Here is a 26,043-nt window from a genome sequence, read left to right on the forward strand (position 1 = left end):
GCGGCGGTGCGTCTCATGCGACACCGAGACGCACCGCGCCGTCCAGCCGGATCACCTCTCCGTTGAGCATCGGGTTCTCCACCACGTGGGTGACCAGCGAGGCGAACTCGTCGGGCCGGCCCATGCGCCGGGGGTGCGGCGTCTGTCCCACCAGCGAAGCCCGCATGTCGTCCCGCAGCCCCGCGACCATCGGGGTCTCGAACAGGCCGGGTGCCACGGTGACCACCCGCACGGCGTGCTTGGCCAGGTCCCGGGCGAGCGGCAGCGTCATCCCGGTGACACCGGCCTTGGACGCGGCGTAGGCGGCCTGCCCGGCCATTCCGTCGAAGGCCGCGATGGACGCCGTGCACACGATCACGCCTCGGTCGCCGTCCTGCGGTTCGTTGCCCGCCATCGCGGCGGCTGCCAGCCGTACGACGTTGAAGGTGCCCAGCAGGTTGACGCGCACGACGTCCTCGAACTCGGTGGCCGGCAGGGGGCCGCGGCGGCCGAGGACCCGGCCGGTGCGGGCCGAGCCCGCGCAGTTGACGGCGATGCCGAGCCGGCCCCGCCGGGTGGCCTCGGCGACCGCGGCCTCGACGTCCTCCTCGCGGGAGACGTCGCCCTGCACGAACCCGATGTCGTGACCGAGTTCGGCCGCCGCCTTCGCGCCCCGCTCGGCGGAGCGGCCGGTCAGCACGACCTGGGCGCCCGCGGCGAGCAGCCGCCGGGCCAGGGCGAGTCCCAGGCCCGAGGTGCCGCCCGTGATGAGGGCGACGTTGCCTTCGATGTTCATGACTCCTCGTCTCGTCGAGTACGTCTCGCGCGCCCGGTCCGCCGTGTCCGGTCCGTGCGTGCGGTGGTCCGTGCGTGCGGGGTCAGTGCCCCCGGAAGGAGGCGGGCCTGCGTTCGACGAACGCGGCGATGCCCTCGGCCGCGTCGAGCGTGCCCGCGGTGGCCCGCAGAGTCGTCGACTCGTCCTCCAGATGTTCGGCCAGCGCCCGGCGCGAGGCGGCCCGCAGCAGCCGCCCGCTCTCCCCGAAGGCGCGGGTGGGACCCGCGGCGAGCTGCTCGGCGACCTGCCGTGCCCGCTCGGCGAGTTGCCCGGCCGGCACGACCTCGGTGCACAGCCCCCACTCGACGGCCTCCTCGGCCTCCAGCACATGGCCGAGCATCGTCATCCGCTGCGCCCGGCGCAGCCCCACGAGCTGCGGGAGCTGGTGGCTGGTGGCGGCGTCCGGGGTGAGCCCGAGCGCCGCGTACGCGGAGCGGAAGGTCGAGCCCTCCTCGGTGAGCAGCACGTCCGCGAGGCTGGCGACCCCGAGGCCGGCGCCCGCCACATGGCCGCCGGCCGCCACCACGAGCGGAGCGTCGTTCGCGACCAGCCGGGCGAGCGCGGCGTGCAGGTGACTGGTCACCTCCAGCAGGTGACCGGGGATGTCCGGCTGGGCGCGGAAGCTCTTCAGGTCGCCGCCGACGCAGAAGTGCGGGCCCGCCCCGGTGAGCAGCACGCACCGGGCGCGGGCCACCGGCTCCAGGTGCACCGCGTCCAGCAGGTCGCGGGCGAGCGTGAGGTCGATGGCGTTGCGCCGCTCGGGACGGTTCAGCAGGACGTGGGCCACCCCGTCGCTCCAGTCGACCCGGATGGTGCTGAACTCCCGGCTCCCGACCGGGAGTTCGCGGACAGTGGTGACCGTCATCTCAGGCACCCAGCAGGAAGTCGTCTTCCGCGGCCCAGCGCACCACGGTGCCACCGTGGCTCATGCCGGCGCCGAAGGACACCAGCACCACGTTGTCGCCCGGCTTGACCCGCCCGGCGTCGATCGCGTCGCGCAGGGCCAGCGGAACACCCGCGCCCGAGGTGTTGCCGTACCGCTCGACCGTGGTGAACGTACGGTCCGCCGGGAGGCCGATCTTCTCCATCAGGGCGTGGATCATGTGGTAGTTGGCCTGGTGGAAGATGATCAGGTCGATGTCCTCGACCGTCATGCCCTCGGCCTTCACCAGCTGCTCGACGAAGCCGGGGATGTGCTCCAGCGCGAAGTCGCGCACCGAACGTCCGTGCATGTACGAGTAGTTGTTGCCGAACGCCGACAGCTTGGGGGTGCCGTCCGGCCAGGTGCGGTCCTCCCGCTTGACGTACGCGGTGTGGTACGAGCTCGGGTCGCTGGCCAGCAGCGCCGAACCGACGCCCGTGCCCGGCGCGGTCGGCTCCAGCAGGTAGCAGGCGGCACCGTCGCCGAAGATGACGCCGACCGTGCGGTCCTCCGGGTCGAAGAGCTTGGTGTTGACGTCGGCGAGCACGACCGCGACGCGGCGGTAGTCACCGGACTTCACGAACTTGGCACCCACGTCGAGGGCGAAGACGCCGCCCGGGCAGCCGCCGCTGTTCACGTCGAAGCCGGGCACTCCCTGGACGCCGGCCTTGCGCATGATGCCCACGGCCGCGGCCGGGATCATGTGGTCCGGGGTGTAGGTCCCGCAGATGACCAGGTCGAGCGAGTCCGGGCTGACCCCCGCACGCTCGCAGGCGTCGAGGAGGGCGGCGGCACCGAGGTCCGACGTCCACTCGTCCGGGGCGGACCAGCGTCGTTCCTTGATGCCGATGAACTTGCTGATCCATTCGTCGGTCGTGTCGAGCAGCTGCTCCAGCTCGGCGTTGGTGACCACCCGGTCCGGGATGCGGCCCCCGACGGCCTTGATGCCGACGCCGTGCGAGGTCTTCTTGGTGAGTTCCATCGGACGTGACTCCTGTGAGGCTGAGTACGGATGAAGGCGTGTGCGGAGGAGAAGGGGAAGCGGTGCCGGGCCGGGCGCGGCTCGCGTGGAGCCGCGCCCCTGCCTGCGGAACGGCCTTGGCCTTCTGGGCCCTCGGCCTTCCGGCTCGTCCTTTTGGGAGGCGTTTCGGATTTCCTTGCCGCACCCATAGATTCGCGTATCCGGCGGGATTCGGTAATGCACTTCCGGGGTGCTCGGTCGGGGTACCCGAACGGGTAGGGTCCGGCCGTTTGAACAAAGCCGCCAGGAAAACGGGAAAGGGCGTGCCGCCGAGGCGGCACGCCCTGCTCTCCGACGTACGCTCTACGCCGGTTGTACGGCTCTGATCAGGCCTTCCTGGAGCGCCAGCGCGACCGCGAGCGTCCTGTTGGGAGCGTTCAACTTCGCCAGTAGATTGGTGACATGACGTTTTATTCCGTGCTCGGAAATTCCGAGCCGGCGTGCTATCTGCTTATTGCTCAGGCCCTCGGCCAGAAAATGCAGGACCTCCTCCTCGCGGGGTGTGATGGAAATGTGTCGCGAGGGCCTGTGCTCCGGCCTTCGCCGGGAACGCGACATGAGATTGCGGGCGAGTGCGGGCGGCAGCGGAATATCTCCCGCGTTCACCTGGTCCACCGCCTCACGGAGCTTGTCGACGGTCACCTCCGCCTGCATCAGGAAGCCGTGCGCGGCGAGCACCGTCCCCTCGTCGAGGACGTCGAGGTCGGGGCCCTCCAGCAGGATCAGCGTCCGTGCGCCCTGCCGCACCGCCCCGCGCACCAGGCCGGCGGTGTCCGGGCCCGAGCCCAGGCACAGCACGATGTCCGGCCGTTGCGCGGGCAGCAGCGCCATCGCCTCGGACGCCTTGCCGCACGCCCACACCGACCCCATGGCGGGGATGCTCTTGAGCATGGAGCGGACGCCGTGGCTGAGCAGTTCGTTGTCGATCACGACCAGCGCGGTGGCCCCGGGAGAGCTCAACGTGCCACCCCCGAAAGGCTGTTGGCCACCGTGGCGACCCGCCGGCCCAGATGCCGGGCCGTCTCCGTGTCGGCCTTGGTGACCGCCTCCGGGCCCTCGTCGGTGTTGGCCTGGGCGCCCGCGCCGAGCGTGATCCCGAGACGGTTGAGGTCGTGCTCGGAGCCCGTCGACGAGCACCAGCCCGGCGTCAGGTCCAGGTTGATCCAGTGCATGCCGTGCTGCGAGGCGAGGATCGAGAAGTACTGCAAGGTGTGCAGCTTGTCGCCGTTCATCGCGCCCGCCACGGTGAACCCCGAGGCGAGCTTGTCCTTCCAGGCCCGTGGCGCCCACCGCTTCGACGTCGACTCGGCGAAGACGTGGAAGGCGGCGGACGCGGTGCCCATGTACGTGGGCGCGCCGAAGACGATCGCGTCCGCGGCGTCGAGGGCGGCCCACTCCTCATCGGTGATGCCGTCCACCGCGATCAGCACGGCGTCGGCACCCGCGTCGGCCACGCCGTCGCGCACCGCCTCCGCGAGGACCGTGGTGTGCCCGAACCCGGAGTGGTAGGCGATGGCGACCGTGGTACCCATGTGCGTACTCCAAATCGAGGTCAGTCCGCGGCGACGGGGGTGAACGCGACGGCGAGTTCGGTACGCAGCCGGTCCAGGTCCCCTGCGTGCCCGTGCGCCGCGACGTGTCCGTCCGGTCGGATCAGGTGGTAGCCCGCCCGCCGGCAGCCGGTGAGCGGTGCGGCCCGCTCCTTGCGCAGCCGCACCACCCTCAACCGCGGGTGCCCGTCCGCGAATTGCTCGGCCGCGGCGAGTACGTCAGGTCCGGTGACCGCCAGCGTCCAGGCGTTCGGGTCCGCGCCGGGGCCGGACATCCCGTGCTCCACGGCGAGCGGCCGCGGGAAGACAGAACCGGGCCTGAGAGCGCGCAGGCCGCAGCGGCGCCTGCCCGACGGCACCTGGCTGTCCCGCTCGGGCCGGTAGGCCAGCCTGCGCCCCGCCATCACCGGCGCGTACAGCCGGGACACCAGCCCGGTCCGGTCGAGCAGCCTGAACGCGGCGTCGCGGGCGACCACTTCGGGCCGGCTCCCCGCCATCCACGCCCGGGTCTGCAGATCCGTGTCCCGCACGATGCGACGGGTCGCCTCCGCACGCTCCGGGCCGTAGCTCAGCAGGAGTTCGGCCGGTGAGGTGCCGTGCACGACCGCGGCCAGCTTCCAGGCGAGGTTGTGGGCGTCCTGGAGACCGTTGTTCATGCCCTGACCGCCCGCCGGACTGTGCACGTGCGCCGCGTCGCCCATCAGGAAGACCCGCCCGCGCCGGAAGTCCGTGGCGTGCCGCGCGTGCACCCGGAACACGGTCTGCCACACGGGCTCCGTGATCCGTACCCCGCGCGGACCCCGCTCGTCGAGGATCCGCTGCATCATCGGGACGGTGACCTCGCCGCCGCCCGCCGGCATCACCGACAGGAACCGGAAGACACCGTCCGGCATCGGCACGATCACCAGCGTGCCCGACGGTGCCTGGTAGTACAGCACCCGGTTCGTCGGCAGTTCGCCCTCGATCCGCGTGTCGATCAGCGCGAACGCCATCTCGTACGTACTGCCCTGGAAGCCGATGCCGAGCTGCCCGCGGACCGAGCTGCCCGCCCCGTCCGCACCGATCACCCACGGCACATGGGTGCGCTCCAGCGTGCCGTCCGGGTGCTCCAGCAGTGCGGTCACACCGTCGGTCGTGCCGATCCGCCCGGAGAAGTCCACACCGTCCAGGCACAGCAGGCGTACGCCGCGCTCCACCTTGCCGCCCAGCTCGTGCAGCCGGGCGGTGAGCAGGCTCTCCGTCACGGGCTGCGGGAGGGTGCGCGAGGCCAGGTCCTCGGCGAAGCCGAAGGTGGCCAGCGGGCGGCCGTCGGAGAAGTAGGAGAAGGCGTCGATGCGGTTGGACGACCGCCTCAACTCCTCGCCCACACCCAGGTCCTCGAGGATGTCCATGGCACGCGGCCACAGCGACAGCGCCTTCGGCACGGTCATGGGCTCCTCGGCCCGGTCGACGATCCGCACCCGCACGCCCCGCCTGAGCAGTTCGCAGGCGGCCAGCAGGCCGGTGGGCCCGCCGCCGACGACGAGGACGTCGACGTCGGCCCGCACCACGGACCGCGCGCTCACGTCTGCTCCTGGAGCCGGCGCGCGAGCTCGATCCGCTGCACCTTCATCGTGGCCGTGCGCGGCAGCTCGCTCAGCGGCAGCTGCACGGGGGTGGCGAGCTGCGGGTAGTCCGCGGCGGCCGCGCGCCAGCGCTCCGGGTCCAGGGGCAGGTCCTTGCGGGTGCTGACCACCGGCACCGGCTCCTGCCGGGGGCCGGGCACCAGGACCAGCTCGGTCAGCTCGGGGAGCTTGGCGAGGACCGCGTCCTCCACCTCCAGGGTGCTGTGCACGCCCGGAATATGGTCGACCTCGCGGTCCAGCAGGTGCAGACAGCCCCACTTGCTGCGGTAACCGATGTCCATCCCGCGCCACCAGTCGCCGATCGCCTGCTTCTCGAAGCGCTCCTTCTCCCCGTGGTACGTCACCGCACGGCCGGGGGTGTACACGTCGATGTAGCCGGGGTTGGCCTTCGAGGGGCGCTTGCCCCCGCGGCCGGTCAGCCGGAACTTGGTGATGCCCGGCATGGCGTAGCCGAGGCAACGGCCTTTGGCCTTGTGGGCGTTCCTGCGTGTGTAGCCGCGGCCGACCAGCGGGCCGCACTCGCTCTGTCCGTAGATCTGGAAGAACAGGGGCGAGCGCCGCTCGGAGGCCTTGAGCAGCCGGTCCATCGTGCCCGGGTGGATCGCGTCGAACGTGCTGCTGAAGTACTTGACGTTGGCGAACGGCCGGCGCGGGTCGTCGGCGATCTCCTCCCACTCCAGGAAGGAGTTGGGGTGGGTCTCCAGGAAGCCCGGCCTGGTCCGCGCGAACAGTTCGGCGGTGCGCTCCGGATCCCCGTGCTCCATGAGCACGACGGGGAAGGCGCGCGGGAGCAGCACCGCCATCGCCAGGAACATCCGCGAGTGCACGAACGAGACGTGCACGGCCACCGTCTCCCGCTTGCGGATCAGCCCGACGAGGCGGTTCTGCGGACGGAACCGGCCGCGCAGCGTGCGGGCCGAGTGCACGACGAGCTTCGGCAGCCCCGTGGTGCCGGACGTGTGGGTCATCAGCGCGGGCCGGTCGGGGTCGTTGAACACCGGCTTCTGCCGGGGGGCACCCGCGAGGTCGGTCAGTGAGACCGTTCCCGCGCGGTGCCCGGCAGCCAGCACGATCCGCTCGGTGAGCCCGTCCAGCGGGACGTCCGCGAGCGAGCCGTCGAGCTTCGCCGTGTCCGTCACCAGGTACGGCCGCTTCAGTCGCCCGAGCAGCGCGGCGACACTCTCGCCGGGCAGCGCGGGGGACAGCATCACCGGCACGGCACCGATGCGGGACGCCCCGCTGGCCAGGATGTAGATGTCGAAGTTGGACGTCTTGTGGAGGGCGACGTGGGCGCCGGGCCGGACACCGGCGGCCCACAGCCGGGCCGCCATGTCGTCCACGTGCTCGGCCAGGGCGGCCACCGTGAACTCCCGGCCCGTACCGGGCAGGACGTCCAGGTCGTGGTCGAGGGTCAGCGGTGTGCCGGCGCTCTTGGCCGCCGCATGCTCGGCGACCACGCCGAGATACAGCCCACTGCGCCGTACAGGGATCCGGGGCATTGCGTGTCTCTCCTCGATTGCCTCGATTGCCGGTCGGGACTGCCCGCGCCTACTGGGCGGACTTCTGGGCGGGCGCGGCCTGCTGGGCGGCCGGAGCGGACGCGAAGCGCTCCCGCAGGAACTGCGCGTCCTCGGGCTGGATGGTCAGCTTGAAGGCGTCCCGCAGGGTCTCGACGACCTCGTCCGCGGTCAGCTCCGCGTGCTCGAGACGGCCGTCGGGGTACTGCGTGGTCAGGACCTGGTTCTTCAGCACCAGCCGGGTCTTGTCGTCGCCGCGCTGCGCGATCAGATGGCTGAGCCCGCCCGGGGGCATGAACACCGACCGCGGGTCCGCGTACGAGAAGTGGTTGACCATGTCGAAGTCGAGGAAGTAGTGCGGCTCCAGCTGCCAGGCGTACACGTCGAACCAGCCGTCGGCGTGCAGGCTCTGCAGCACCCAGTCCTCACCGTCGCGCTGCAGACGCCAGGTCCAGTCGCCCACGGTCACGGTGCTGTCGTGCGTGAACGGCAGCGGCTCCAGCGGGCTCTCGTCGCCGAAGCCGGGGTCGGCGAACCAGAGTCGGCCCTCGACCTCCACCAGCAGGACGGCGTGGGAGCGGGTACGGATCGTCTGGGTGCCGCGGCGTACCCGGGCGAGGTGGCGCACCAGCGGGAAGCCCAGCCGGTCGAGGGCCGCCGCGAACAGCAGGTTGCTCTCCAGGCAGCAGCCACCCTGGCCGCGGCCCACGATCTTCTCCTGCACGCTCTCGATGTCGAGCGCGATGCGCCGGCCGACGGCCGAGTCCACGATCTCCCAGCTGATGGCGTCGGCGTGCGCGCGGTGCAGCCGGCGCAGGGTCTCCAGGGTGGGGGTGCGCGGCCCGTCGTATCCGATACGGGCCAAGTAGGCGTCGAGATCGAGCAGTTCCGTCTGCCACTCCGGGTCGGAACCGGGCGGCGTGGGAAGGACGCTGCTAGCCATCGGGCAAACCTCTCTTCGAAACACGGGAAGGCATCTGTGAGCTCCACCAAGGAGCCCTGGACGCGTTGTCGGCCGACCACGCACTGGCGAGTCTGCGCGGGCCCGGCGACGGGCGGGAGGACGGCCGGCGCAGTCCGTCAGATGCCCGGGAAGTCAGTCAGGTCGCCCTCGCCCGGGGCGGTCGCGGCCCGGTGGGGGAGGACGGCGGACGGTGGCCGGCGGCCGGATCGCCGGGTTCCGGCCGACGGCGGCCGGCCGGGGCGCCCGACCTGGTTAGGTGGATCCATGACTGCGATCCGACTGCTGCTGGTGGACGACGACCCCCTGGTGAGAGCCGGCCTGTCCCTCATGCTGGGCGGTGCCGACGACATCGAGATCGTCGGCGAGGCGGCCGACGGCGGCGAGGTGGAGGCCCTCGTCGACCGCACTCGACCCGACGTCGTCCTGATGGACATCCGGATGCCGACGGTCGACGGACTCACCGCCACGGAGAGGCTCCGCGGCCGGGAGGAAGCGCCCCAGGTGATCGTGCTGACCACCTTCCACGCCGACGACCAGGTGCTGCGGGCGCTGGGCGCGGGGGCGGCCGGATTCGTCCTGAAGGACACCCCGCCGGCCGAGATCCTTCAGGCGGTGCGGCGCGTGGCGGCCGGCGACCCGGTGCTGTCGCCCACGGTGACCCGCCAGTTGATCGAGCACGCGGCGGGCTCGACGCTCGACACCCGCCGGTCCGCGGCCCGTACCCGGATCGCGGTCCTGAACGACCGCGAGCGCGAGGTGGCCGTCGCCGTGGGACAGGGCGGCTCCAACGCGGAGATCGCCGGGTCGCTGTTCATGAGCGTCGCCACGGTCAAGACCCACGTCTCCCGCATCCTCGCCAAGCTCGGCCTCAACAACCGTGTGCAGATCGCCCTGCTGACGTACGACGCCGGGCTGCTCGAGGACCACGGGAAGTGACGGCTTCGCGGGCCGCCGGCGGCACGTCGGCCCGCGGTCCCGGGCCGGCGGCACGAGGCGGCACCGGCCCGGGCCTCCGCGCCGGGCGGGCACCGATCGGCGGCCGCTGTCGTTGAACAGAGGGACGGGGGACGGGGGAAGGAGCGGAGATGATCGATCTCGGGGAGTTCGGGGAGCGGTTCACGGAGGACCCGCATCCCGTGTACGCCGAGCTGCGCGAGCTCGGACCGGTGCACCGGGTACGGCTGCCGGGCGCCGACGCGCATCACGAGACCTGGCTCGTCGTCGGTCACGAGGAGGCACGCGCTGCACTCGCCGACCCGCGCCTGGCCAAGGACGGGCAGAAGATCGGGCTCACGTTCCTCGACGAGGAGCTGATCGGCAAGTACCTGCTGGTCGCGGACCCGCCGCAGCACACACGGCTGCGCGCCCTCGTCGCACGCGAGTTCACGACGCGCCGGGTGGAGACGCTCCGGCCGCGCGTGAAGGAGATCACCGACGAGTTGCTCGACGTGATGCTGCCGCGCGGGCGGGCCGACCTCGTGGCGTCGTTCGCCCACCCGCTGCCGCTGACCGTGATCTGCGAACTGCTCGGGGTGCCGGAGATGGACCGCGCCGCATTCCGCGAGATGTCCACCGAGGCGGTCGCGCCCACCAGCGCGGAGAGCGAGTACGACGCGATCGTCCGCCTCGCCGACTACCTCACCGGACTGATCGAGGACAAGCGGTGCGCCGGGCCGGGCGACGACCTGCTCAGCGGCCTGATCCGCACCACCGCGGAGGACGGCGACCGGCTGTCCCCGGAGGAACTGCGCGGCATGGCCTTCGTCCTGCTCATCGCCGGTCACGAGACGACGGTCAACCTCCTGTCGAGCGGGGTGCGCGCACTGCTCACCCACCCCGGCGAACTCGCCGCGCTGCGTGCCGACATGACCCTTCTCGACGGTGCGGTGGAGGAGATGCTGCGCTACGAGGGACCGGTGGAGAACGCGACGTTCCGGTACGCCGTCGAGCCGCTGGACATCGGCGGCACACGGATCGGGGCCGGTGACCCGGTGATGATCGGCCTCAGCGCCGCCGACCGCGACGGCAGGCGCTTCCCGGTGCCCGACCGCTTCGACATCCGGCGCGACACCCGCGGCCATGTCGCCTTCGGACACGGCATCCACTACTGTCTGGGCGCGCCGCTGGCCCGGCTGGAGGCGCGTGTGGCGCTGCGCTCGCTCCTGGAGCGCTGCCCGGACCTGGCGCTCGACGGACCGTCCGGCGGCTGGCTGCCCGGCATGCTGATGCGGGGCGTGCGCAGCCTGCCGGTGCGCTGGTGAGCGGCCCGGTGCCGTCCGACGAGGGGTGCGCGAGCGGACCCCGGCCGCGAGAGGAGCGTCGCCCGTGCTGCGTACGGCCGAGATCACCGCGGAGCTGAGCCGCGAGGAGCAACGCGGTGAGGACTCCCATCAGCTGTACTGGCGCGGCACGCTGGAGTGCTCGCTGGACTGCTTCGTCTGCGAGCGGGTCGGCCGTACGACCGTCTTCGAGCGCGGCGCCGAGCGGGCGTTGTGCTCGGGCAGCCGCAGCGGGTTCGCGCGCCACTACACGGCCGCGCGGCTCGCCGCCTTCGACACCACGAGCGGCCGGGACCGCATGGGGATGCGGGCCGTGGTCGACTTCTGGTGGGCGCCCTTCACGGACACTCGCGACGGCCACAGGTCCGCGGCGCCCACCAGCCACCCCTGGGTCCGGCTGCATCTCGGCTACCACTGCCCGCGCGCCAAGGAGTCGGGCACCGCGAGCGTCCAGACCAACCTGGTGCGGCCGCACGAACTGACGTGCAAGCACTGCGACCGCGAACTCGCGGCCGACACCCGGAGCCCGTCGGTGCGCCTGCTGGTGTGAGACACCGCGCAGGGCGCCGCGTCCGCTGCGGCGCCTTCCCGGTGATGTCGGGGAGCGCCGGCGGGCGCCGCTGTCAGGTCCGCCCGTCCGGGATCTCCGCGAGGCGCACGGGGCGCCGTTCGTGCCGGGACAGTTCGCAGGCCTCGGCGATGCGCAGCGCCTCCAGGGCCTCACGTCCGTCGCAGGGGTTGGCGCGTTCGCCGCGGACGACCTCGACGAAGGCGACGAGTTCGGCCTCGTAGGCGGGTCCGAAGCGTTCCAGGAAACCCGTCCACGGCTTGTCGGCGGGCGGCGGTCCGGCCGGTTCCGTGGAGGCGATCGGCGTCCGGTCGTCGAGCCCGACGGCGATCTGGTCGAGCTCGCCGGCGAGTTCCATGCGGACGTCGTAGCCCGCGCCGTTGATCCGGGCGGCCGTCGCGCTGGCGAGCGTGCCGTCGTCGAAGGTGAGCACGGCCGCGGCGGTGTCGACGTCGCCCGCCGCGCGGAACATGGAGGGTCCGGCGTCGGACCCGGTCGCGTAGACCTCGACGACCTCGTGGCCGGTGACCCAGCGGAGCGCGTCGAAGTCGTGGATCAGGCAGTCGCGGTAGATCCCGCCGGAGTGCGGCAGGTAGTCGGCCGGGGGCGGTGCCTGGTCGGACGTCATCGCACGGACGGTGTGCAGCCGGCCCAGCCGTCCCGACCGCACGGCTTCCCGGGCCGTCGTGTAGCCCACGTCGAAGCGGCGCTGGAAGCCCAGCTGCAGAACCGTTCCGGCGGCGTCGACCTCGGCCAGCGCGTCCAGCGTGCCCGCCAGATCGAGGGCGATGGGCTTCTCGCAGAAGACCGGGAGCCCGGAGCGCGCTGCCCGACCGATCAGTTCGGAGTGGGCCGACGTCGCCGCCGTGACGACCACCGCGTCCACGCCCCAGGTGAAGATCTCGTCCACGCTGGGCGCCGCCGTCGCGCCCAGCCGGTCCGCCAGCCGGCGGGCCCGCGCGGTGTCCGCGTCGGTGATGATCAGCGAGCCGCCGACCTCGCGATGACGACTGAGAGTGGCCGCGTGAAATGTACCGATACGACCCGCTCCGATGAGTCCGATGCGCATGGGAACAAACTGAGGGCGTACCCGGCACCCTGTCAATGCTTTGTCCGGACAATCGAACTTCACAACTTCCCGTCAACATTTCCCGGAGCTACGCTCGGGCCGTGCCGAAACCAGATGTGGATCCGACCGTCTCGCTCCAGCTCAGCGTCGACCGCAGCAGCCCGGTCCCGCTCTACTACCAGCTCTCCCAGCAGCTGGAGGCCGCCATCGAGCACGGAGCGCTGACCCCGGGCAGCCTGCTGGGCAACGAGATCGAGCTCGCCGGACGGCTCGGCCTGTCCCGGCCCACGGTCCGCCAGGCCATCCAGTCCCTCGTCGACAAGGGCCTGCTCGTGCGCCGCCGCGGCGTCGGCACCCAGGTCGTGCACAGCCAGGTGAAGCGCCCCCTGGAGCTGAGCAGCCTCTACGACGACCTGGAGTCGGCCGGGCAGCGTCCCGCCACCCGGGTGCTCGTCAACACCGTCGAGGAGGCCTCGACCGAGGTCGCCGCCGCGCTCGGCGTCACCGAGGGCAGCGAGGTGCACCGGGTGGAGCGGCTGCGGCTCGCCCACGGCGAGCCGATGGCGTACCTCTGCAACTTCCTGCCCCCCGACCTCCTGGAGCTGGACAGCGACCGCATGGAGGCCACGGGCCTGTACCGGCTGATGCGCACGGCCGGCATCACGCTGCACAGCGCCCGCCAGTCCGTCGGTGCCCGCGCGGCCACCGCGGAGGAGGGCGAGCGGCTCGGCGAGCCGGCCGGGGCACCCCTGCTCACCATGCAGCGGACGACGTTCGACGACACCGGCCGCGCCGTCGAGTTCGGCACCCACATCTACCGCGCCTCGCGCTACTCCTTCGAGTTCCAGCTCCTCGTGCGCCCCTGAGACCCGGCGCCGGCCCGCAGCCGCTTCCGGCTCCGCGTACGGCCGTGCGCTTCGCCTCGCCCGCGCCCTCCGTCGCGCCCGCACTCCGGCCTCCCCCCACTTCGGCCCCTCGCAGCCCGCTCCCGTAGCCGTCCGAGCCGCCCTGGAGCCGTCTCGCAAAAGGGCTTCCGCCGCCCGGCCGACCCCGCCGGAAACGCCGTACGGCCACCCGCCGGGCCCACCACGCGCGGGACCCGCTGGTGAGGTGGACGATCCCCGTGATTGATACTTGGGCTTTTGGGCCGGTGCGACGCCGGCTCGCGAGGGCCTGACGGAGGGTCCCCGGCCCGGTCCGCAAGGCCCGGCGCACAAGGAGCACAGCAAGAAGGGCACGGCCTCGTGGCACGGACTCGGACCTGGGTAAGCATCGCGCTCGCAGGGGCGCTGGGGGTGTCCCTCGCGGGATGCAGCAGCACCGGCGGGAAGCGGGCCGAGGACGCCCGCAAGGCGGCGGCGGCCCAGGGCAGGGCCGCGGTGGACACGCCCAAGTGGACGTTCGCGATGATCACCCACTCGGGTGATGGCGACACGTTCTGGGACATCGTCCAGAACGGTGCCAAGCAGGCCGCCGTCAAGGACAACATCAACTTCCTGTACTCGCACAACGCCGAGGCGCAGCAGCAGGCGCAGCTCGTGGACGCCGCCGTCGACAAGAAGGTCGACGGCATCATCGTCACGCTCGCGAAGCCCGACGCCATGAAGGCGGCCGTCGCGCGCGCCGAGAAGGCCGGCATCCCCGTGATCACGGTGAACTCCGGCTCCGAGGAGTCGAAGGCGTTCGGCGCGCTCACGCACATCGGCCAGGACGAGACCATCGCCGGCGAGGCGGTCGGCGAGGAGCTGAACAAGCGGGGCCGCAAGAAGGCCCTGTGCGTGCTGCACGAGCAGGGCAACGTCGGCCACGAGCAGCGCTGCGCCGGCATCAAGAAGACCTTCGACGGCGACGTGCAGAACCTGTACGTCCAGGGCACGAGCATGCCCGACGTCCAGGCCTCCATCGGCGCCAAGCTCCAGGCCGACAAGTCCATCGACTCGGTCGTCACCCTCGGCGCGCCCTTCGCCGACACCGCGGTCAAGGCGAAGGACGACGCGGGCAGCAAGGCCGAGATCGACACCTTCGACCTGAACGAGAAGGTGGCCGCCGAGCTGAAGAACGGCACGCTCGGCTTCGCCGTCGACCAGCAGCCCTACCTCCAGGGGTACGAGGCCGTCGACCTGCTCTGGCTGTACAAGTACAACGCCGACGTCCTCGGCGGCGGCAAGCCGGTCCTCACCGGCCCGCAGATCATCACCAAGGACCAGGCCGCCGAGCTGGAGGACTACGCGAAGCGGGGCACTCGATGAGCACGACGGCACCCGCCCCCACGCCGTCGCCCGGCGAGAGGACCGACGAGCGCCTCCTGAAGACCTCGACCCTGCGCAGGCTGCTGAACCGGCCCGAGCTCGGGTCCGTGGTCGGCGCGATCGCGGTCTTCGTCTTCTTCGCCGTCTTCGCCGACAGCTTCGTCCGGGCGTCGAGCCTCAGCACCGTCCTCTACGCCGCCTCCACCATCGGCATCATGGCCGTCCCGGTCGCGCTCCTCATGATCGGCGGCGAGTTCGACCTGTCCGCGGGCGTCATGGTGACCAGCTCCGCGCTGGTCTCCTCGATGTTCAGCTACCAGATGACCGCGAACGTCTGGGTCGGCGTCCTCGTCTCGCTGGTCGTGACCCTGGCGATCGGCGTCTTCAACGGCGTCATGCTGACCCGCACCGACCCGCCGAGCTTCATCATCACGCTCGGCACGTTCCTGATGCTGACCGGCATGAACCTCGGCTTCACCAAGCTGATCAGCGGCACGGTCTCCACGAAGTCGATCTCCGACATGGAGGGCTTCTCCTCCGCCAAGGACGTCTTCGCCTCCACGATCACCATCGGCGGGGTCGGCTTCAAGATCACCATTCTGTGGTGGCTGGCCCTGGTCGCCGTCGCCACCTGGATCCTGCTGCGCACCCGTGTCGGCAACTGGATCTACGCCGTCGGCGGCGGCGAGGAGGCCGCCCGCGCGGTGGGCGTCCCGGTCGACAAGACCAAGATCGGCCTCTACATGGGTGTCGCCTTCGGCGCCTGGATCTCCGGCCAGCACCTGCTGTTCTCGTTCGACGTCGTGCAGTCCGGTGAAGGCGTCGGCAACGAGCTGATCTACATCATCGCGGCCGTCATCGGCGGCTGTCTGATCACCGGCGGCTACGGCTCCGCCGTCGGCGCGGCGGTCGGCGCGCTGATCTTCGGCATGGTCAGCAAGGGCATCGTCTTCGCCGAGTGGAACCCGGACTGGTTCAAGTTCTTCCTCGGGGTGATGCTGCTCCTGGCCACCCTGCTCAACCACTGGGTCCGCAAGCGGGCGGAGGCGACGAAGTGACGACCGACGCGAACACGACGGCCGGTCGGGCCGCCCCGGAACGTACGGCACTCGTCGAGCTCGACGACGTCAGCAAGTACTACGGGAACATCCGCGCCCTCGAAGGGGTCTCGCTGGAGGTCCACGCCGGTGAGATCACCTGCGTCCTCGGCGACAACGGCGCGGGCAAGTCCACCCTCATCAAGATCATCGCGGGTCGGCACCAGCACGACGCGGGCACCCTCCGCATCGAGGGCGAGGAGACCCGGCTCGCCTCCCCGCGCGAGGCGCTGGACCGCGGGATCGCCACGGTCTACCAGGACCTGGCCGTCGTCCCGCTGATGCCGGTGTGGCGGAACTTCTTCCTCGGCTCCGAGCCGCGCAAGGGCGTCGCCCCCTTCCGCCGCCTGGACGTCGAGCACATGCGCAGGACCACCCACGCGGAGCTGCTGCGCATGGGCATCGACCTGCGCGACGTCGACCAGCCCATCGGCACCCTCTCCGGCGGCGAACGCCAGTGCGTGGCGATCGCCCGCGCCGTCCACTTCGGTGCCAAGGTCCTCGTCCTCGACGAGCCCACCGCCGCCCTCGGCGTCAAGCAGTCCGGTGTGGTCCTCAAATATGTGGCCGCCGCCCGGGACGCGGGACTGGGTGTTGTGTTGATCACCCACAATCCGCATCACGCGTACCTGGTGGGTGATCGTTTCGTCCTGCTGAAGCGCGGGACGATGTCCGGCAGCCACACCCGCGACGGGATCACCCTCGACGAGCTCACCCGCCAGATGGCCGGGGGCAGCGAGCTGGACGATCTCCGTCACGAGCTGGAACGCGGCGCCTAGGAAGCACCCCCTTCCCGGGCACGCGGCACGGTGCGACCGGCCGCACACGGGCCCCGGCGCACCGGCCGCCCCGCGCTCCCGCGGTGCAGCCCTGCCGGGGCTTAGGGCAGAATCGGCGCGATGAGCACCTACCGCGACCTCGCACACCGCGGCTCCGCGCGGGCCACCGTCCTGCGGACCGTGGGGACGCGTGAGCGCCGATCGCACCTGACGGCGCCCCGCGTCCCCACCGTCGGCATCGACATCGGCGGCACCAAGGTGATGGCGGGCGTCGTGGACGCCGACGGCAACATCCTGGAGAAGGTCCGTGCCGAGACGCCGGACAAGTCCAAGAGCCCCAAGGTCGTCGAGGACACCATCGTCGAACTGGTCCTGGACCTCTCCGACCGGCACGACGTGCACGCCGTCGGCATCGGTGCCGCGGGCTGGGTCGACGCGGAACGCAACCGGGTCCTGTTCGCCCCCCACCTGTCGTGGCGCAACGAACCGCTGCGCGACCGGCTCTCCGGCCGGCTCTCCGTCCCGGTGCTCGTCGACAACGACGCCAACACCGCCGCCTGGGCCGAGTGGCGCTTCGGCGCCGGCCGCGGCGAGGACCACCTGGTGATGATCACGCTCGGCACCGGCATCGGCGGCGCGATCCTCGAGGACGGCCAGGTCAAGCGCGGCAAGTTCGGCGTCGCGGGCGAGTTCGGGCACATGCAGGTCGTGCCCGGCGGCCACCGCTGCCCGTGCGGCAACCGCGGCTGCTGGGAGCAGTACAGCTCGGGCAACGCCCTGGTCCGCGAGGCCCGCGAGCTCGCCGCCGCCGACTCCCCGGTGGCGTACGGCATCATCGAGCACGTCAAGGGCAGCGTCGGCGACATCACCGGCCCGATGATCACCGAGCTGGCCCGCGAGGGCGACGCCATGTGCATCGAGCTGCTCCAGGACATCGGGCAGTGGCTCGGCGTCGGCATCGCCAACCTGGCCGCCGCCCTGGACCCCTCCTGCTTCGTCATCGGCGGCGGCGTCAGCGCGGCCGACGACCTGCTCATCGGCCCCGCGCGGGACGCCTTCCGCCGGCACCTCACGGGCCGCGGCTATCGCCCCGAGGCCCGTATCGCCCGTGCCCAGCTCGGCCCCGAGGCCGGCATGGTCGGCGCGGCCGACCTCGCCCGCCTCGTCGCCCGCCGCTTCCGCCGCGCCAAGCGCCGCCGCGTGGAGCGCTACGAGCGGTACGAGCGCTACGCCGAGTCCCGCCGCACCACCCAGGGGTCCCTGTGACGGCGTCGCTGCCGCGCCAGGCGTCCCCGCCGGACGAGCCGCAGCGGCCTCCCGAGGACCCGCGCCACAAGTTCCGCCGCCGTGCCCTGACGCTGCTCATCATCGTGCTGCTCATCGGCGTGCCCGCCGGCTACCTGGTGATCTCCGCCAACCAGAGCCGCAACAGCGGCAAGGACAAGGAGGCGAAGTACTCGGCGACCGGCCTCACCGCCGGCTGGCCGTCGCGCGTCCAGCGCCGCCTCTACCAGGTGCCGATCCCGACGAACTCCACCGACGTCGCCTACTACGAGACGAACAACTGGAAGACCAGCCGCCTCTACGTGCAGTTCGGCACCACCCCGGCGGGCCTGGACACGTTCCTCAAGGACGTCGGCACCAGCCGTGACGCCCTGAAGAAGGACGACATCACGATCAGCTCCCGCAACCAGCAGGTCGTCGGCTGGGAGTTCACCGGCCCCGGCCCCTGGGCCGGCCTGGTCCACCAGCAGAAGGACCCCGCGCCCACCCAGGACATCGTCGTGAACTGGAGCACGCCCGAGCACCCCATGGTGTACGTGGTCTCGCGCACCATTCCGTGACCGTGACCGTGACCGTGACCGAACCCCGGCCCTCGTCCGGCGCGACGCGGCCGGCGAGGCCGATTGTCAGAGCCCGCCCGTAGAGTCGAAGACAACTGATTCGACCGATGGGCGGGAGGTGGCAGGACGTATGGGGGACGGGGTGGTCACGGCGACCGGGCAGGCGCCGTCCGTGCGGCTCGCCGCCGTCTTCCTCCCCGCGCCGCTGCCGCGCGAGGGGCGGATCGCCTTCTGGGATCCGGACGGCACACCGGCCCCCGGCACCGGGCGTGCCGACGGCACGCCCCCGGCCCCCCGGACCGACCTCACGGTCGTACGGCCGCACGGCACCGGCGTCCGCAGAGGCACCGTCCCCGCGGTGACCCTGTCGGTCGCCGAGGCCCTGCCCCTGCTGGCCGGGGCGCGCCGCGACCCCGCCGCCCATCCCGCCACCGCCTGCTGGGGCGCCGCGGCGCTGCACGCGCTGCGGCTCGTCGCACGCGGCCGGCTGCTGCCGGGTCTGACCCCCGACGGGTTCGACGCCTGGCGGGCCGGCCCCCTCGACCAGGACGACATCACCCACCTGCGGGCCGTGGCCGCCGCCCTGCCGTACGAGGGGCACGCCGTCCCCCTCCCCGGCAAGGGCCCGCTGCGCCTGCCGGAACCGGAAGCCCTGGTGCGGGCCTTCCTGGACGCGGTCGCCGACACCCTGCCCCGCACCCCGGCGGCCCCCCACACCTCGGGCAGGCCCTTCGCCGCCCAGGAGCCCCAGCGGCTGCCCGGCGCCCACGACTGGGCCGCCGAGGTCGCCGCGGGCATGGACGCGGGCGTGCGGATCTCGCTCCGGCTCGACCTGTCCGCGTACCAGCTCTTCGACGACGGCGAGGGCGCCCGCCGGGCCGGCGCGGCCGTCGTCCAGGTGCACAGCCTCGCCGACCCCACACTCGTCGTGGACGCCACGGCCCTGTGGGCGGGGGACGCCGACACGACGTTCGGGCCCCGCGCGCGCGTCGACGCGGCCCTGGCCGTGCGCCGCGCCGCCCGCGTCTGGCCGCCCTTGGACCGGCTCTCCGAACAGGACGTGCCCGACGTGCTCGCCCTCTCCGAGGAGGAGCTGTCCGATCTGCTCGGCATCGCGGCGACCCGGCTCGGCGCCGCCGGGGTCGCCGTGCACTGGCCCCGCGACCTCGCCCAGGACCTCAGCGCCGCCGCCGTGGTGCGCCCGGCGCCCGGGTCGGCGACGGACGGCACGGGATTCTTCGAGAGCGAGGACCTCCTCCAGTTCCGCTGGCAGCTGGCGCTCGGCGGAGATCCGCTCACCGAGGCCGAGATGGACACCCTCGCCGAGGCCCACCGCCCCGTCGTACGGCTGCGCGACCAGTGGGTGCTCGTCGACCCGGCCCTCGTCCGCAAGGCACGCAAGCGCGAGCTGGGCCTCCTCGACCCGGTCGACGCCCTGTCCGTCGCCCTCACCGGCAGCGCCGAGGTCGACGGCGAGACCGTCGACGCGGTACCGGTCGGCGCGCTGGCCGCGCTGCGCGACCGCCTGACGGCCGGCGTGGGACCGGTCGAGCCGCCACCCGGCCTCCAGGCCCGCCTGCGGGACTACCAACTGCGCGGCCTCGCCTGGCTCGACCTCATGACCTCCCTGGGGCTCGGCGGCTGCCTCGCCGACGACATGGGGCTCGGCAAGACCGTCACCGTCATCGCGCTGCACCTGCGGCGCGCCCGCAGCGAGCCCACCCTGGTCGTCTGCCCCGCGTCGCTGCTGGGCAACTGGCAGCGGGAGATCACCCGTTTCGCGCCCGGAGTCCCCGTGCGCCGCTTCCACGGCCCCGACCGCACCCTGGACGGCCTCGAAGGCGGCTTCGTCCTGACGACGTACGGGACCATGCGGTCCACGGCACCCCTGCTCGCCCAGCAGAAGTGGGGCATGGTCGTCGCGGACGAGGCACAGCACGTCAAGAATCCGTACTCGGCGACGGCCAAGGCCCTGCGCACCGTCCCGGCGCCCGCGCGCGTGGCGCTCACCGGCACCCCCGTGGAGAACAACCTCTCCGAGCTGTGGGCCCTGCTCGACTGGACGACCCCCGGCCTGCTGGGCCCCCTCAAGTCCTTCCGCGCCCGGCACGCCCGCGCAGTGGAGAACGGCGAGGACGAGCAGGCGGTGGCCCGTCTGTCCCGCGTGATCCGCCCCTTCCTGCTCCGCCGCAAGAAGTCCGACCCCGGCATCGTCCCCGAGCTCCCGCCGAAGACGGAGACGGACCACCCCGTGCCGCTGACCCGTGAACAGGCGTCCCTGTACGAAGCGGTGGTCCGGGAGTCGATGCTGGCGATCGAGACGTCCGAGGGCATGGCCCGCCGGGGGCTGGTCCTGAAACTGCTCACCTCGCTCAAGCAGATCTGCAACCACCCGGCGCTGTACCTCAAGGAGGAGGCAGGCTCCGCCGCCCAGGGGCCCTCCGCCCGCTCCGGCAAGCTGGACCTGCTCGACGAGCTGCTGGACACGCTGCTCGCCGAGGACGGTTCGGCCCTGGTCTTCACGCAGTACGTCGGCATGGCCCGGCTGATCACGGCCCATCTCACGGCCCGCGCCGTCCCGGTGGAGCTGCTGCACGGCGGCACCCCGGTCGCCGACCGCGAGCGCATGGTGGACCGCTTCCAGAGCGGGGCGACGCCGGTCCTGGTGCTCTCGCTCAAGGCCGCGGGCACCGGCCTGAACCTCACCCGGGCCGGCCACGTGGTGCACTTCGACCGCTGGTGGAACCCGGCCGTCGAGGAACAGGCCACCGACCGCGCCTACCGCATCGGCCAGACCCAGCCCGTGCAGGTCCACCGCCTCATCACCGAGGGCACGGTGGAGGACCGCATCGCCGAGATGCTCGAAGCGAAGCGGGCGCTGGCCGACGCGATCCTCGGCTCCGGCGAGGCGTCCCTGACCGAACTGACCGACCGTGAGCTGTCGGACCTGGTGTCGCTGCGGAGGTCCGCATGACCGATGACGCAGGCGAAGAACGGCCGACGACCGACGCGGCGCGCGACTCCCGCCGGGTGACCGACGCGTCGCAGGACCTCCGCCCGGTGACCGGCGGGCGCCCCGCCGACGAGGCCCGCCGTGCCCTGCGGGCCGCGCGGGAGCGGGGGGCGCGGGGGGCCGGGGCGAAGCCCCCCGCGCCCGCACCGTCCGCGGCGTCCGGCACCGACGGGGATGAGCTGTCCTCGGGGGCCGACACCGGCCGGGACGAGCCGCCCTCCGCGCCGGGCGCCGCCTCGGCGAGGAGCGAGACCGCCACACCGGGGGACGCCTCCGGGGCTCACGGGGGAGCGGGGCCTACCTCGGCTCCGACACCGGGCGACGGAGCGACACCGGCTCCCGTTGCCTCGTCGGCCCATGCTTCCGCTGCCGCGCCGGATTCCGCGTCGACAGGAGGTTCCGCTTCGGGGGCTGGGCCCGCCTCCGGGCCCGGTCGCGCGTCTGCGTCGGGTCCCGGTTCCGGGCTGGGTCCCGTGTCTGCGCCGGGCAGCGGGTCCGCGCCGGATCATGCGTCTGCGACGGGTCCCGTGTCTGCGCGAGGGCTCGCTCCCGCGCCGCGTCCGGCGTCCACGCCAGGCCTTGCTTCGGCACCGGACGCTGATTCCGTACCGGATTCCCGTTCCGCACGGGACTTCGGTTCCGGGCCGGGGCCCGCGGCTGCGTCGGATGCCGCGTCCGGGCGGGGCCGCGCTTCCTCGCCCGGCCACGCGTCCATGTCGGACTCCGCGCCCGAGCCGGCCCCTGCTTCCGCGCCGCGTCCCGCGTCCGGGCCCGCCCAGGCGGCCCGCGAAGCCCTCCGGCGTGCGACGGCCGCGAGTCGCGCGCGGGCCGGGGGCTCGCATGTCGAGAACCCCTCAGGCCTGGAGAACCCCTCAGAGCCTGAGAATCCCTCGGACCCTGAGAACCCCTCGGGTGCCGACGGCTCCTCGGAGGCCGCGGCTGCGTCGGGCTCCAAGACCCTCTCGGGTTCCGAGACCTCCTCGGTCTCCGCGCCCTCACCAGGCGCCGCGTCGCCCTCCGAACTCTCCGAGCCCGACGGACCGGGTCCGTTGCGTGCGGCGGGCGGGCACGGACCCCGTCCGGCGGACAGCCCCGCCGCGGGCGCCGCGGGCCGCGGCGCCCGCCCCGGCGACGTGGCACGTGAGGCGTTGCGTGCGGCGCGTGACGAGGCGCGACGAGCCCGCGAGGATGCCGCGACAGATGAGGCAGGACCCGGGAGGAGTAGGCCCATCGCCGCTGTTTCCGAGGCGGTTGAGCGCGGGAGCCGGTCCGCCGGGTCGAGGACCGGTCGCCGGGCGGCCCCGCCTGCGCGGCGCCGCCGGGACCCGGAGCCGCGGGCCCGCGAACTGCGGGAGCTGCTCGCCGGGGCGTTCCGGATGCCCACCGACGACGCCGACGGCACCGAGGACACGTCCGTGCCCTCCGATCGGCCGCACGCAGGGCCCCGCGGTGCGGGCCGAGAGCCCGTAGCCGGGCACCCGGCGCGGCCCTCGGACCTGTCGGCGACGGCCCCGGACGTCGTATCCGGAGCAGCGGGTGACGTGGACGACGGAGGTCGCCGTGGCGGCCCCGCGCTGCCCGGGGGGCCGCTCCCGGCGGCCCCGCCCCCCACGCCCGGCCGGCCGGGCGACGAGGACGAGACACCGCGAGCCGCGGACCCGGCCGGAAGCGACGCTCGGTACCGGGCGGCCGCGGACCAGCCGTCCGGAGAACCGGGCGACCGGAGCGGGCCGTCGCGCGGCGGCCGTACCGCGCGTCCCGGCTCCGGGCACGGCGGATCGGCCGACGCACGCGAGGCGCGCCCTGGAACCGCGGACGGGGCCGTGCCCACGGGCGACCGGCTACCCCGTTCCATGGCGTCCCCGGGGCGCGACGGCGAGCTGCGCCGTACGTTTCCGGCCTTCCCGGCGCGGGTGCCGGAGACCGACGCCTTCGCGGAGACATGGTGGGGGAACGCCTGGGTCAGTGCCCTGGAGGAAGGGGCGCTGGACGCGGCACGGCTGGCGCGCGGGCGGACGTACGCGGGACACGGACATGTGGACGCCATCACCGTCACCCCGGGCCTGGTGCTCGCGTATGTGCACGGCACGCGCCCGCGGCCGTATCGCGTGCAGGTCAGGGTCCGGACGCTGTCGGACGAGGACTGGGACCGTTTCCTGGACGCCGCGGCCGAGCGGCCCGGACACATCGCCGCGCTCCTCGACAAGCAGATGCCCAGGTCGCTCGCGGAGTGCGGGGTCGCGCTGCTCCCCGGCTCCGGCGACCTGGAACCGCGGTGCAGCTGCCCCGACTCCGGCCATCCCTGCAAGCACGCCGCCGCCCTCTGCTACCAGGCGGCACGTCTGCTGGACGAGGACCCGTTCGTCCTGCTCCTGCTGCGCGGTCGTGGCGAGCGCGAGCTGCTCGACGCGCTGTCCCGGCGCAGCGCGGCCCGTGCTGCCCGCGCCGCGCAGGAACGGGAACCGGCGCCCGTCCCCGGCGTGCGCGCCGGTGACGTGCTCGCGACGCGCGCCCTGCCGCCGCTCCCCGCACCGCTGCCGCCGCCCGCGCACCCCGCGCAGCCGCCGACCTACCCGGGCGTGCCCGGGGGCCCGGACACGTTCGCGCTCGACCAGTTGGCCACCGACGCCGCCGCCCGCGCGCACGCGCTGCTCACCACGGGCCGTGACCCCGTAGCGGAGCTGACGCTGTGGCAGGACGCGGTTCGTATCGCCGCGGCCCGGCCCGGTTCCGGACTCACGGCCGCGACCCGCGCCCTGTACGCGTCTTTGGCCTCCGCGTCGGGGCGCACCGCGACCGACCTGGCGCGGGCCGTCGCCGCGTGGCGCCAGGGCGGATTCGAGGCGCTCAGGGTGCTCGAGGAGCCCTGGGACCCTCCGGCGGGCCGCTTCGACCGGGCCCGGCCGCTCCTGCTCGCCGCCGACCTGCCCGCCTTCCGCCCCTGGCGCAACCACCTCACCCACCCGCGGGGTCACGCCCAGCTGCGCCTGGGCCAGAACGGCCTCTGGTACGCCTACGAGTCGGAACCGGGCCACGACGACTGGTGGCCCAGGGGCACCCCCGACCTCGATCCGGTGGGCGCCCTGACCGGCCTCGGGGTACCCGGCGAGCTGTGACCGCCGCGGTGTCCCACGGCCGGCGCGGGCCCGCCCGCGCGCGGCCTTGACCACCAGCCTTGTGGGCCGTCCCTGATCGTGTGCTTCCTGCTTCCTGCTGCCTCGGCGGGCGGACGTCTCAGCCCTCGGCGTGGGCCAGCCACAGGTCGGGGCCGAAGACCTCGTAGCGGATGCGGCGCGCGGGGATACCGGCCTGGAGCAGTTGGGAGCGGACGGCGCGCATGAAGGGAAGCGATCCGCACAGGTACACGTCGGCGTCGGCGGGCAGGTCCAGTCCGTCGAGATCCATCAGGCCTGTGCGAGAACCGGGTTCCTCGGTTGCTTCCTGTTCGTACCAGAACTCTGCCCGTGCGTCGGGCAGTTGTTCCACGAGACGGCGGATGTCGGTGCGCAGGGCATGGTCAGCAGGGGTGCGGTTGGCGTGCAGGACATGGACCGGACGGGGCGAGCCGGTGGCAGCGAGGTGTTCGAGCATGGCGACCATGGGGGTGATGCCGATGCCGGCGGACACCAGCACGAGGGGGGTGTCGGCATCGTCGAGCACGACGTCTCCGAACGGGGCCGACAGGGTGAGTTCGCCGCCGGGCATGACTGTACGGTGCAGTTGGCTGGAGACCTCGCCCTCCGGGGCCTCGGCGACGCTCGCCACCCGCCTGACGGTGATGCGCCGCAGCCGGTCGCCCGGAGCGTTGGACAGGCTGTATTGGCGGGTCTGGTGGATGCCGTCGGGCATGAGCACGCGGACGCTGACGTACTGGCCGGCGCGGGCCGGCGGCACGGGGCCGTGGTCTGCCGGGCGCAGCAGGAAGGACGCCACGTCCGGGGTCTCCTCCCGTCGCTCCACTACGGTCCACTGTCGCCACGGGTGCCGGGGGTCGACCTGGGCTTCCTGGTAGAGCCGGGCCTCCTGGGCGATGAGGGCACCGGCCATCAGCCAGTACACCTCGTCCCAGGCCTCGGCGACCTCCGGTGTGACCGCCTCACCGAGCACGTCGGCGATGGCGCGGAAGAGGTACTTGTGGACGATCGTGTACTGGTCCTCGGTGACGCCGAGCGCGGCGTGCTTGTGGGCGATCCGGGCAAGCAGCGCGTCGGGGCGGGTGCCCGGGTCGGCCAGCAGCGCCTGGGCAAAGGACGCGATGGACGCGGCCAGGGCACGTCGCTGCTCGCCACTGGCCTGGTTGCCGCGGTTGAACAGCCCGTCCAGCAACTCGGGCTGCTCGGCGAACATGGTGCCGTAGAAACGTGCCGTGATCTCGTCCAGTGCCCCGCCGACGGCGGGCAGGGTGGCGCGAATGACAGCGGCCGACTCGGGCGAAAGCATGGCTCTCCTTTGGAACGCGGGCACGTATGGGGACGGCGCTCACCGTCACAGCCGGGGACCGTGAGGCGGATCCGACCGGCACATCGATCGTGTCGGTGACGCCGAGGCCACACATGGGGCCGAACTTCCCTGAGGACAGGGCCCGTCGGGCCGGTCCGGTCACTGCCTCCAGGTGGCCCGCCGGTGCGCCCGCTCTGGGAAGCCTGGCCCGGCTTCTCCGGGCAGGCCACCAGAGAGGGGGGAGCAAACCCCTTCCGTCGCCCCCGTACGGGGGCGACGGAAGGCTGGTGCA

The 26,043-nt window shown here is 72.8% G+C and carries 21 protein-coding genes; 11 read left to right on the forward strand and 10 right to left on the reverse strand.

Going from position 1 to position 26,043, the window contains the following annotated elements; genetic code table 11:
• Positions 1 to 13: 13 nt before the first annotated feature.
• From ACZ4IF_RS22180 to ACZ4IF_RS22215, 8 genes are all read right to left on the reverse strand, one after another.
• On the reverse strand, positions 14 to 775 hold the full coding sequence (locus ACZ4IF_RS22180) for an SDR family NAD(P)-dependent oxidoreductase (protein WP_467565225.1): 762 nt from the start codon (positions 773 to 775) through the stop codon (positions 14 to 16).
• Between the two features lie 82 nt (positions 776 to 857).
• Positions 858 to 1,679: an enoyl-CoA hydratase/isomerase family protein gene (locus ACZ4IF_RS22185; RefSeq protein WP_467565227.1), complete on the reverse strand. Its 822-nt coding sequence runs from the start codon at positions 1,677 to 1,679 to the stop codon at positions 858 to 860.
• Between the two features lies 1 nt (position 1,680).
• Entirely contained in the window at positions 1,681 to 2,718 is a 1,038-nt protein-coding gene (locus ACZ4IF_RS22190; protein ID WP_359500681.1) for a 3-oxoacyl-ACP synthase III family protein, read from the reverse strand.
• 342 nt (positions 2,719 to 3,060) lie between these two features.
• Positions 3,061 to 3,717, reverse strand: coding sequence for a response regulator transcription factor (locus ACZ4IF_RS22195; RefSeq protein ID WP_467565230.1), 657 nt, complete (start codon positions 3,715 to 3,717; stop codon positions 3,061 to 3,063).
• The gene (locus ACZ4IF_RS22200; protein ID WP_467565232.1) at positions 3,714 to 4,289 is read right to left on the reverse strand and encodes a flavodoxin family protein; all 576 of its coding nucleotides are present in this window, start codon (positions 4,287 to 4,289) and stop codon (positions 3,714 to 3,716) included. The genes ACZ4IF_RS22195 and ACZ4IF_RS22200 overlap by 4 nt, the downstream gene beginning before the upstream one ends.
• 20 nt (positions 4,290 to 4,309) lie before the next feature.
• Positions 4,310 to 5,872, reverse strand: coding sequence for an FAD-dependent monooxygenase (locus ACZ4IF_RS22205; protein ID WP_467565234.1), 1,563 nt, complete (start codon positions 5,870 to 5,872; stop codon positions 4,310 to 4,312).
• Positions 5,869 to 7,431 (reverse strand): class I adenylate-forming enzyme family protein, encoded by a 1,563-nt coding sequence (locus ACZ4IF_RS22210; protein ID WP_467565236.1) that lies wholly within the window; start codon positions 7,429 to 7,431, stop codon positions 5,869 to 5,871. The genes ACZ4IF_RS22205 and ACZ4IF_RS22210 overlap by 4 nt, the downstream gene beginning before the upstream one ends.
• A gap of 49 nt (positions 7,432 to 7,480) precedes the next feature.
• Positions 7,481 to 8,392, reverse strand: a complete 912-nt coding sequence (locus ACZ4IF_RS22215; protein WP_467565238.1) for an arylamine N-acetyltransferase family protein — start codon at positions 8,390 to 8,392, stop codon at positions 7,481 to 7,483.
• A 285-nt stretch (positions 8,393 to 8,677) separates the two neighbouring features.
• Here ACZ4IF_RS22215 and ACZ4IF_RS22220 point away from each other — a divergent pair, with 285 nt between their 5' ends.
• The 3 genes from ACZ4IF_RS22220 to ACZ4IF_RS22230 all read left to right on the forward strand — a co-directional run bounded on the left by ACZ4IF_RS22220 (position 8,678) and on the right by ACZ4IF_RS22230 (position 11,242).
• Positions 8,678 to 9,349 (forward strand): response regulator, encoded by a 672-nt coding sequence (locus ACZ4IF_RS22220; protein ID WP_467565240.1) that lies wholly within the window; start codon positions 8,678 to 8,680, stop codon positions 9,347 to 9,349.
• Positions 9,350 to 9,498: 149 nt separating this feature from the next.
• On the forward strand, positions 9,499 to 10,674 hold the full coding sequence (locus ACZ4IF_RS22225; RefSeq protein WP_467565242.1) for a cytochrome P450 family protein: 1,176 nt from the start codon (positions 9,499 to 9,501) through the stop codon (positions 10,672 to 10,674).
• Positions 10,675 to 10,738: 64 nt separating this feature from the next.
• Entirely contained in the window at positions 10,739 to 11,242 is a 504-nt protein-coding gene (locus ACZ4IF_RS22230) for a hypothetical protein (RefSeq protein ID WP_359500696.1), read from the forward strand.
• A 73-nt stretch (positions 11,243 to 11,315) separates the two neighbouring features.
• Here the strand turns inward: ACZ4IF_RS22230 and ACZ4IF_RS22235 are convergent, their stop codons facing one another.
• On the reverse strand, positions 11,316 to 12,329 hold the full coding sequence (locus ACZ4IF_RS22235) for a Gfo/Idh/MocA family protein (protein ID WP_345649816.1): 1,014 nt from the start codon (positions 12,327 to 12,329) through the stop codon (positions 11,316 to 11,318).
• Between the two features lie 116 nt (positions 12,330 to 12,445).
• On the opposite strand from ACZ4IF_RS22235, the gene ACZ4IF_RS22240 reads away from it, so the two are divergent.
• The 8 genes from ACZ4IF_RS22240 (at position 12,446) to ACZ4IF_RS22275 (ending at position 24,427) form a co-directional block, all read left to right on the forward strand.
• Positions 12,446 to 13,195: a GntR family transcriptional regulator gene (locus tag ACZ4IF_RS22240; protein ID WP_467565339.1), complete on the forward strand. Its 750-nt coding sequence runs from the start codon at positions 12,446 to 12,448 to the stop codon at positions 13,193 to 13,195.
• A gap of 378 nt (positions 13,196 to 13,573) precedes the next feature.
• Positions 13,574 to 14,578, forward strand: a complete 1,005-nt coding sequence (locus tag ACZ4IF_RS22245; RefSeq protein WP_467565244.1) for a sugar ABC transporter substrate-binding protein — start codon at positions 13,574 to 13,576, stop codon at positions 14,576 to 14,578.
• Positions 14,575 to 15,636, forward strand: coding sequence for an ABC transporter permease (locus ACZ4IF_RS22250; RefSeq protein ID WP_467565246.1), 1,062 nt, complete (start codon positions 14,575 to 14,577; stop codon positions 15,634 to 15,636). Before ACZ4IF_RS22245 ends, ACZ4IF_RS22250 begins: the two co-directional genes overlap by 4 nt.
• Positions 15,633 to 16,454: an ATP-binding cassette domain-containing protein gene (locus ACZ4IF_RS22255; protein ID WP_359500702.1), complete on the forward strand. Its 822-nt coding sequence runs from the start codon at positions 15,633 to 15,635 to the stop codon at positions 16,452 to 16,454. The genes ACZ4IF_RS22250 and ACZ4IF_RS22255 overlap by 4 nt, the downstream gene beginning before the upstream one ends.
• A 120-nt stretch (positions 16,455 to 16,574) precedes the next feature.
• Positions 16,575 to 17,720 (forward strand): ROK family glucokinase, encoded by a 1,146-nt coding sequence (locus ACZ4IF_RS22260; protein WP_095937492.1) that lies wholly within the window; start codon positions 16,575 to 16,577, stop codon positions 17,718 to 17,720.
• Entirely contained in the window at positions 17,717 to 18,298 is a 582-nt protein-coding gene (locus ACZ4IF_RS22265; protein WP_467565248.1) for a sugar kinase, read from the forward strand. Before ACZ4IF_RS22260 ends, ACZ4IF_RS22265 begins: the two co-directional genes overlap by 4 nt.
• A gap of 130 nt (positions 18,299 to 18,428) precedes the next feature.
• Positions 18,429 to 21,272 (forward strand): DEAD/DEAH box helicase, encoded by a 2,844-nt coding sequence (locus tag ACZ4IF_RS22270; RefSeq protein WP_467565250.1) that lies wholly within the window; start codon positions 18,429 to 18,431, stop codon positions 21,270 to 21,272.
• A 1,385-nt stretch (positions 21,273 to 22,657) separates the two neighbouring features.
• Positions 22,658 to 24,427, forward strand: coding sequence for an SWIM zinc finger family protein (locus ACZ4IF_RS22275; protein WP_467565340.1), 1,770 nt, complete (start codon positions 22,658 to 22,660; stop codon positions 24,425 to 24,427).
• Positions 24,428 to 24,545: 118 nt separating this feature from the next.
• Here the strand turns inward: ACZ4IF_RS22275 and ACZ4IF_RS22280 are convergent, their stop codons facing one another.
• Complete coding sequence (locus ACZ4IF_RS22280) at positions 24,546 to 25,751, reverse strand: globin domain-containing protein (protein ID WP_467565252.1); 1,206 nt, start codon at positions 25,749 to 25,751, stop codon at positions 24,546 to 24,548.
• Positions 25,752 to 26,043 lie beyond the last annotated feature (292 nt).

This window comes from Streptomyces sp. NPDC025784, assembly GCF_055558435.1.

What these genes read in the sequence shown, in the direction of transcription:
- ACZ4IF_RS22180 (WP_467565225.1), bottom strand. Translation starts at nt 775, where the DNA reads ATGAACATCGAAGGCAACGTCGCCCTCATCACGGGCGGCACCTCGGGC.
- ACZ4IF_RS22185 (WP_467565227.1), bottom strand. Translation starts at nt 1,679, where the DNA reads ATGACGGTCACCACTGTCCGCGAACTCCCGGTCGGGAGCCGGGAGTTC.
- ACZ4IF_RS22190 (WP_359500681.1), bottom strand. Translation starts at nt 2,718, where the DNA reads ATGGAACTCACCAAGAAGACCTCGCACGGCGTCGGCATCAAGGCCGTC.
- ACZ4IF_RS22200 (WP_467565232.1), bottom strand. Translation starts at nt 4,289, where the DNA reads ATGGGTACCACGGTCGCCATCGCCTACCACTCCGGGTTCGGGCACACC.
- ACZ4IF_RS22210 (WP_467565236.1), bottom strand. Translation starts at nt 7,431, where the DNA reads ATGCCCCGGATCCCTGTACGGCGCAGTGGGCTGTATCTCGGCGTGGTC.
- ACZ4IF_RS22215 (WP_467565238.1), bottom strand. Translation starts at nt 8,392, where the DNA reads ATGGCTAGCAGCGTCCTTCCCACGCCGCCCGGTTCCGACCCGGAGTGG.
- ACZ4IF_RS22220 (WP_467565240.1), top strand. Translation starts at nt 8,678, where the DNA reads ATGACTGCGATCCGACTGCTGCTGGTGGACGACGACCCCCTGGTGAGA.
- ACZ4IF_RS22225 (WP_467565242.1), top strand. Translation starts at nt 9,499, where the DNA reads ATGATCGATCTCGGGGAGTTCGGGGAGCGGTTCACGGAGGACCCGCAT.
- ACZ4IF_RS22235 (WP_345649816.1), bottom strand. Translation starts at nt 12,329, where the DNA reads ATGCGCATCGGACTCATCGGAGCGGGTCGTATCGGTACATTTCACGCG.
- ACZ4IF_RS22250 (WP_467565246.1), top strand. Translation starts at nt 14,575, where the DNA reads ATGAGCACGACGGCACCCGCCCCCACGCCGTCGCCCGGCGAGAGGACC.
- ACZ4IF_RS22260 (WP_095937492.1), top strand. Translation starts at nt 16,575, where the DNA reads ATGAGCACCTACCGCGACCTCGCACACCGCGGCTCCGCGCGGGCCACC.
- ACZ4IF_RS22270 (WP_467565250.1), top strand. Translation starts at nt 18,429, where the DNA reads ATGGGGGACGGGGTGGTCACGGCGACCGGGCAGGCGCCGTCCGTGCGG.
- ACZ4IF_RS22280 (WP_467565252.1), bottom strand. Translation starts at nt 25,751, where the DNA reads ATGCTTTCGCCCGAGTCGGCCGCTGTCATTCGCGCCACCCTGCCCGCC.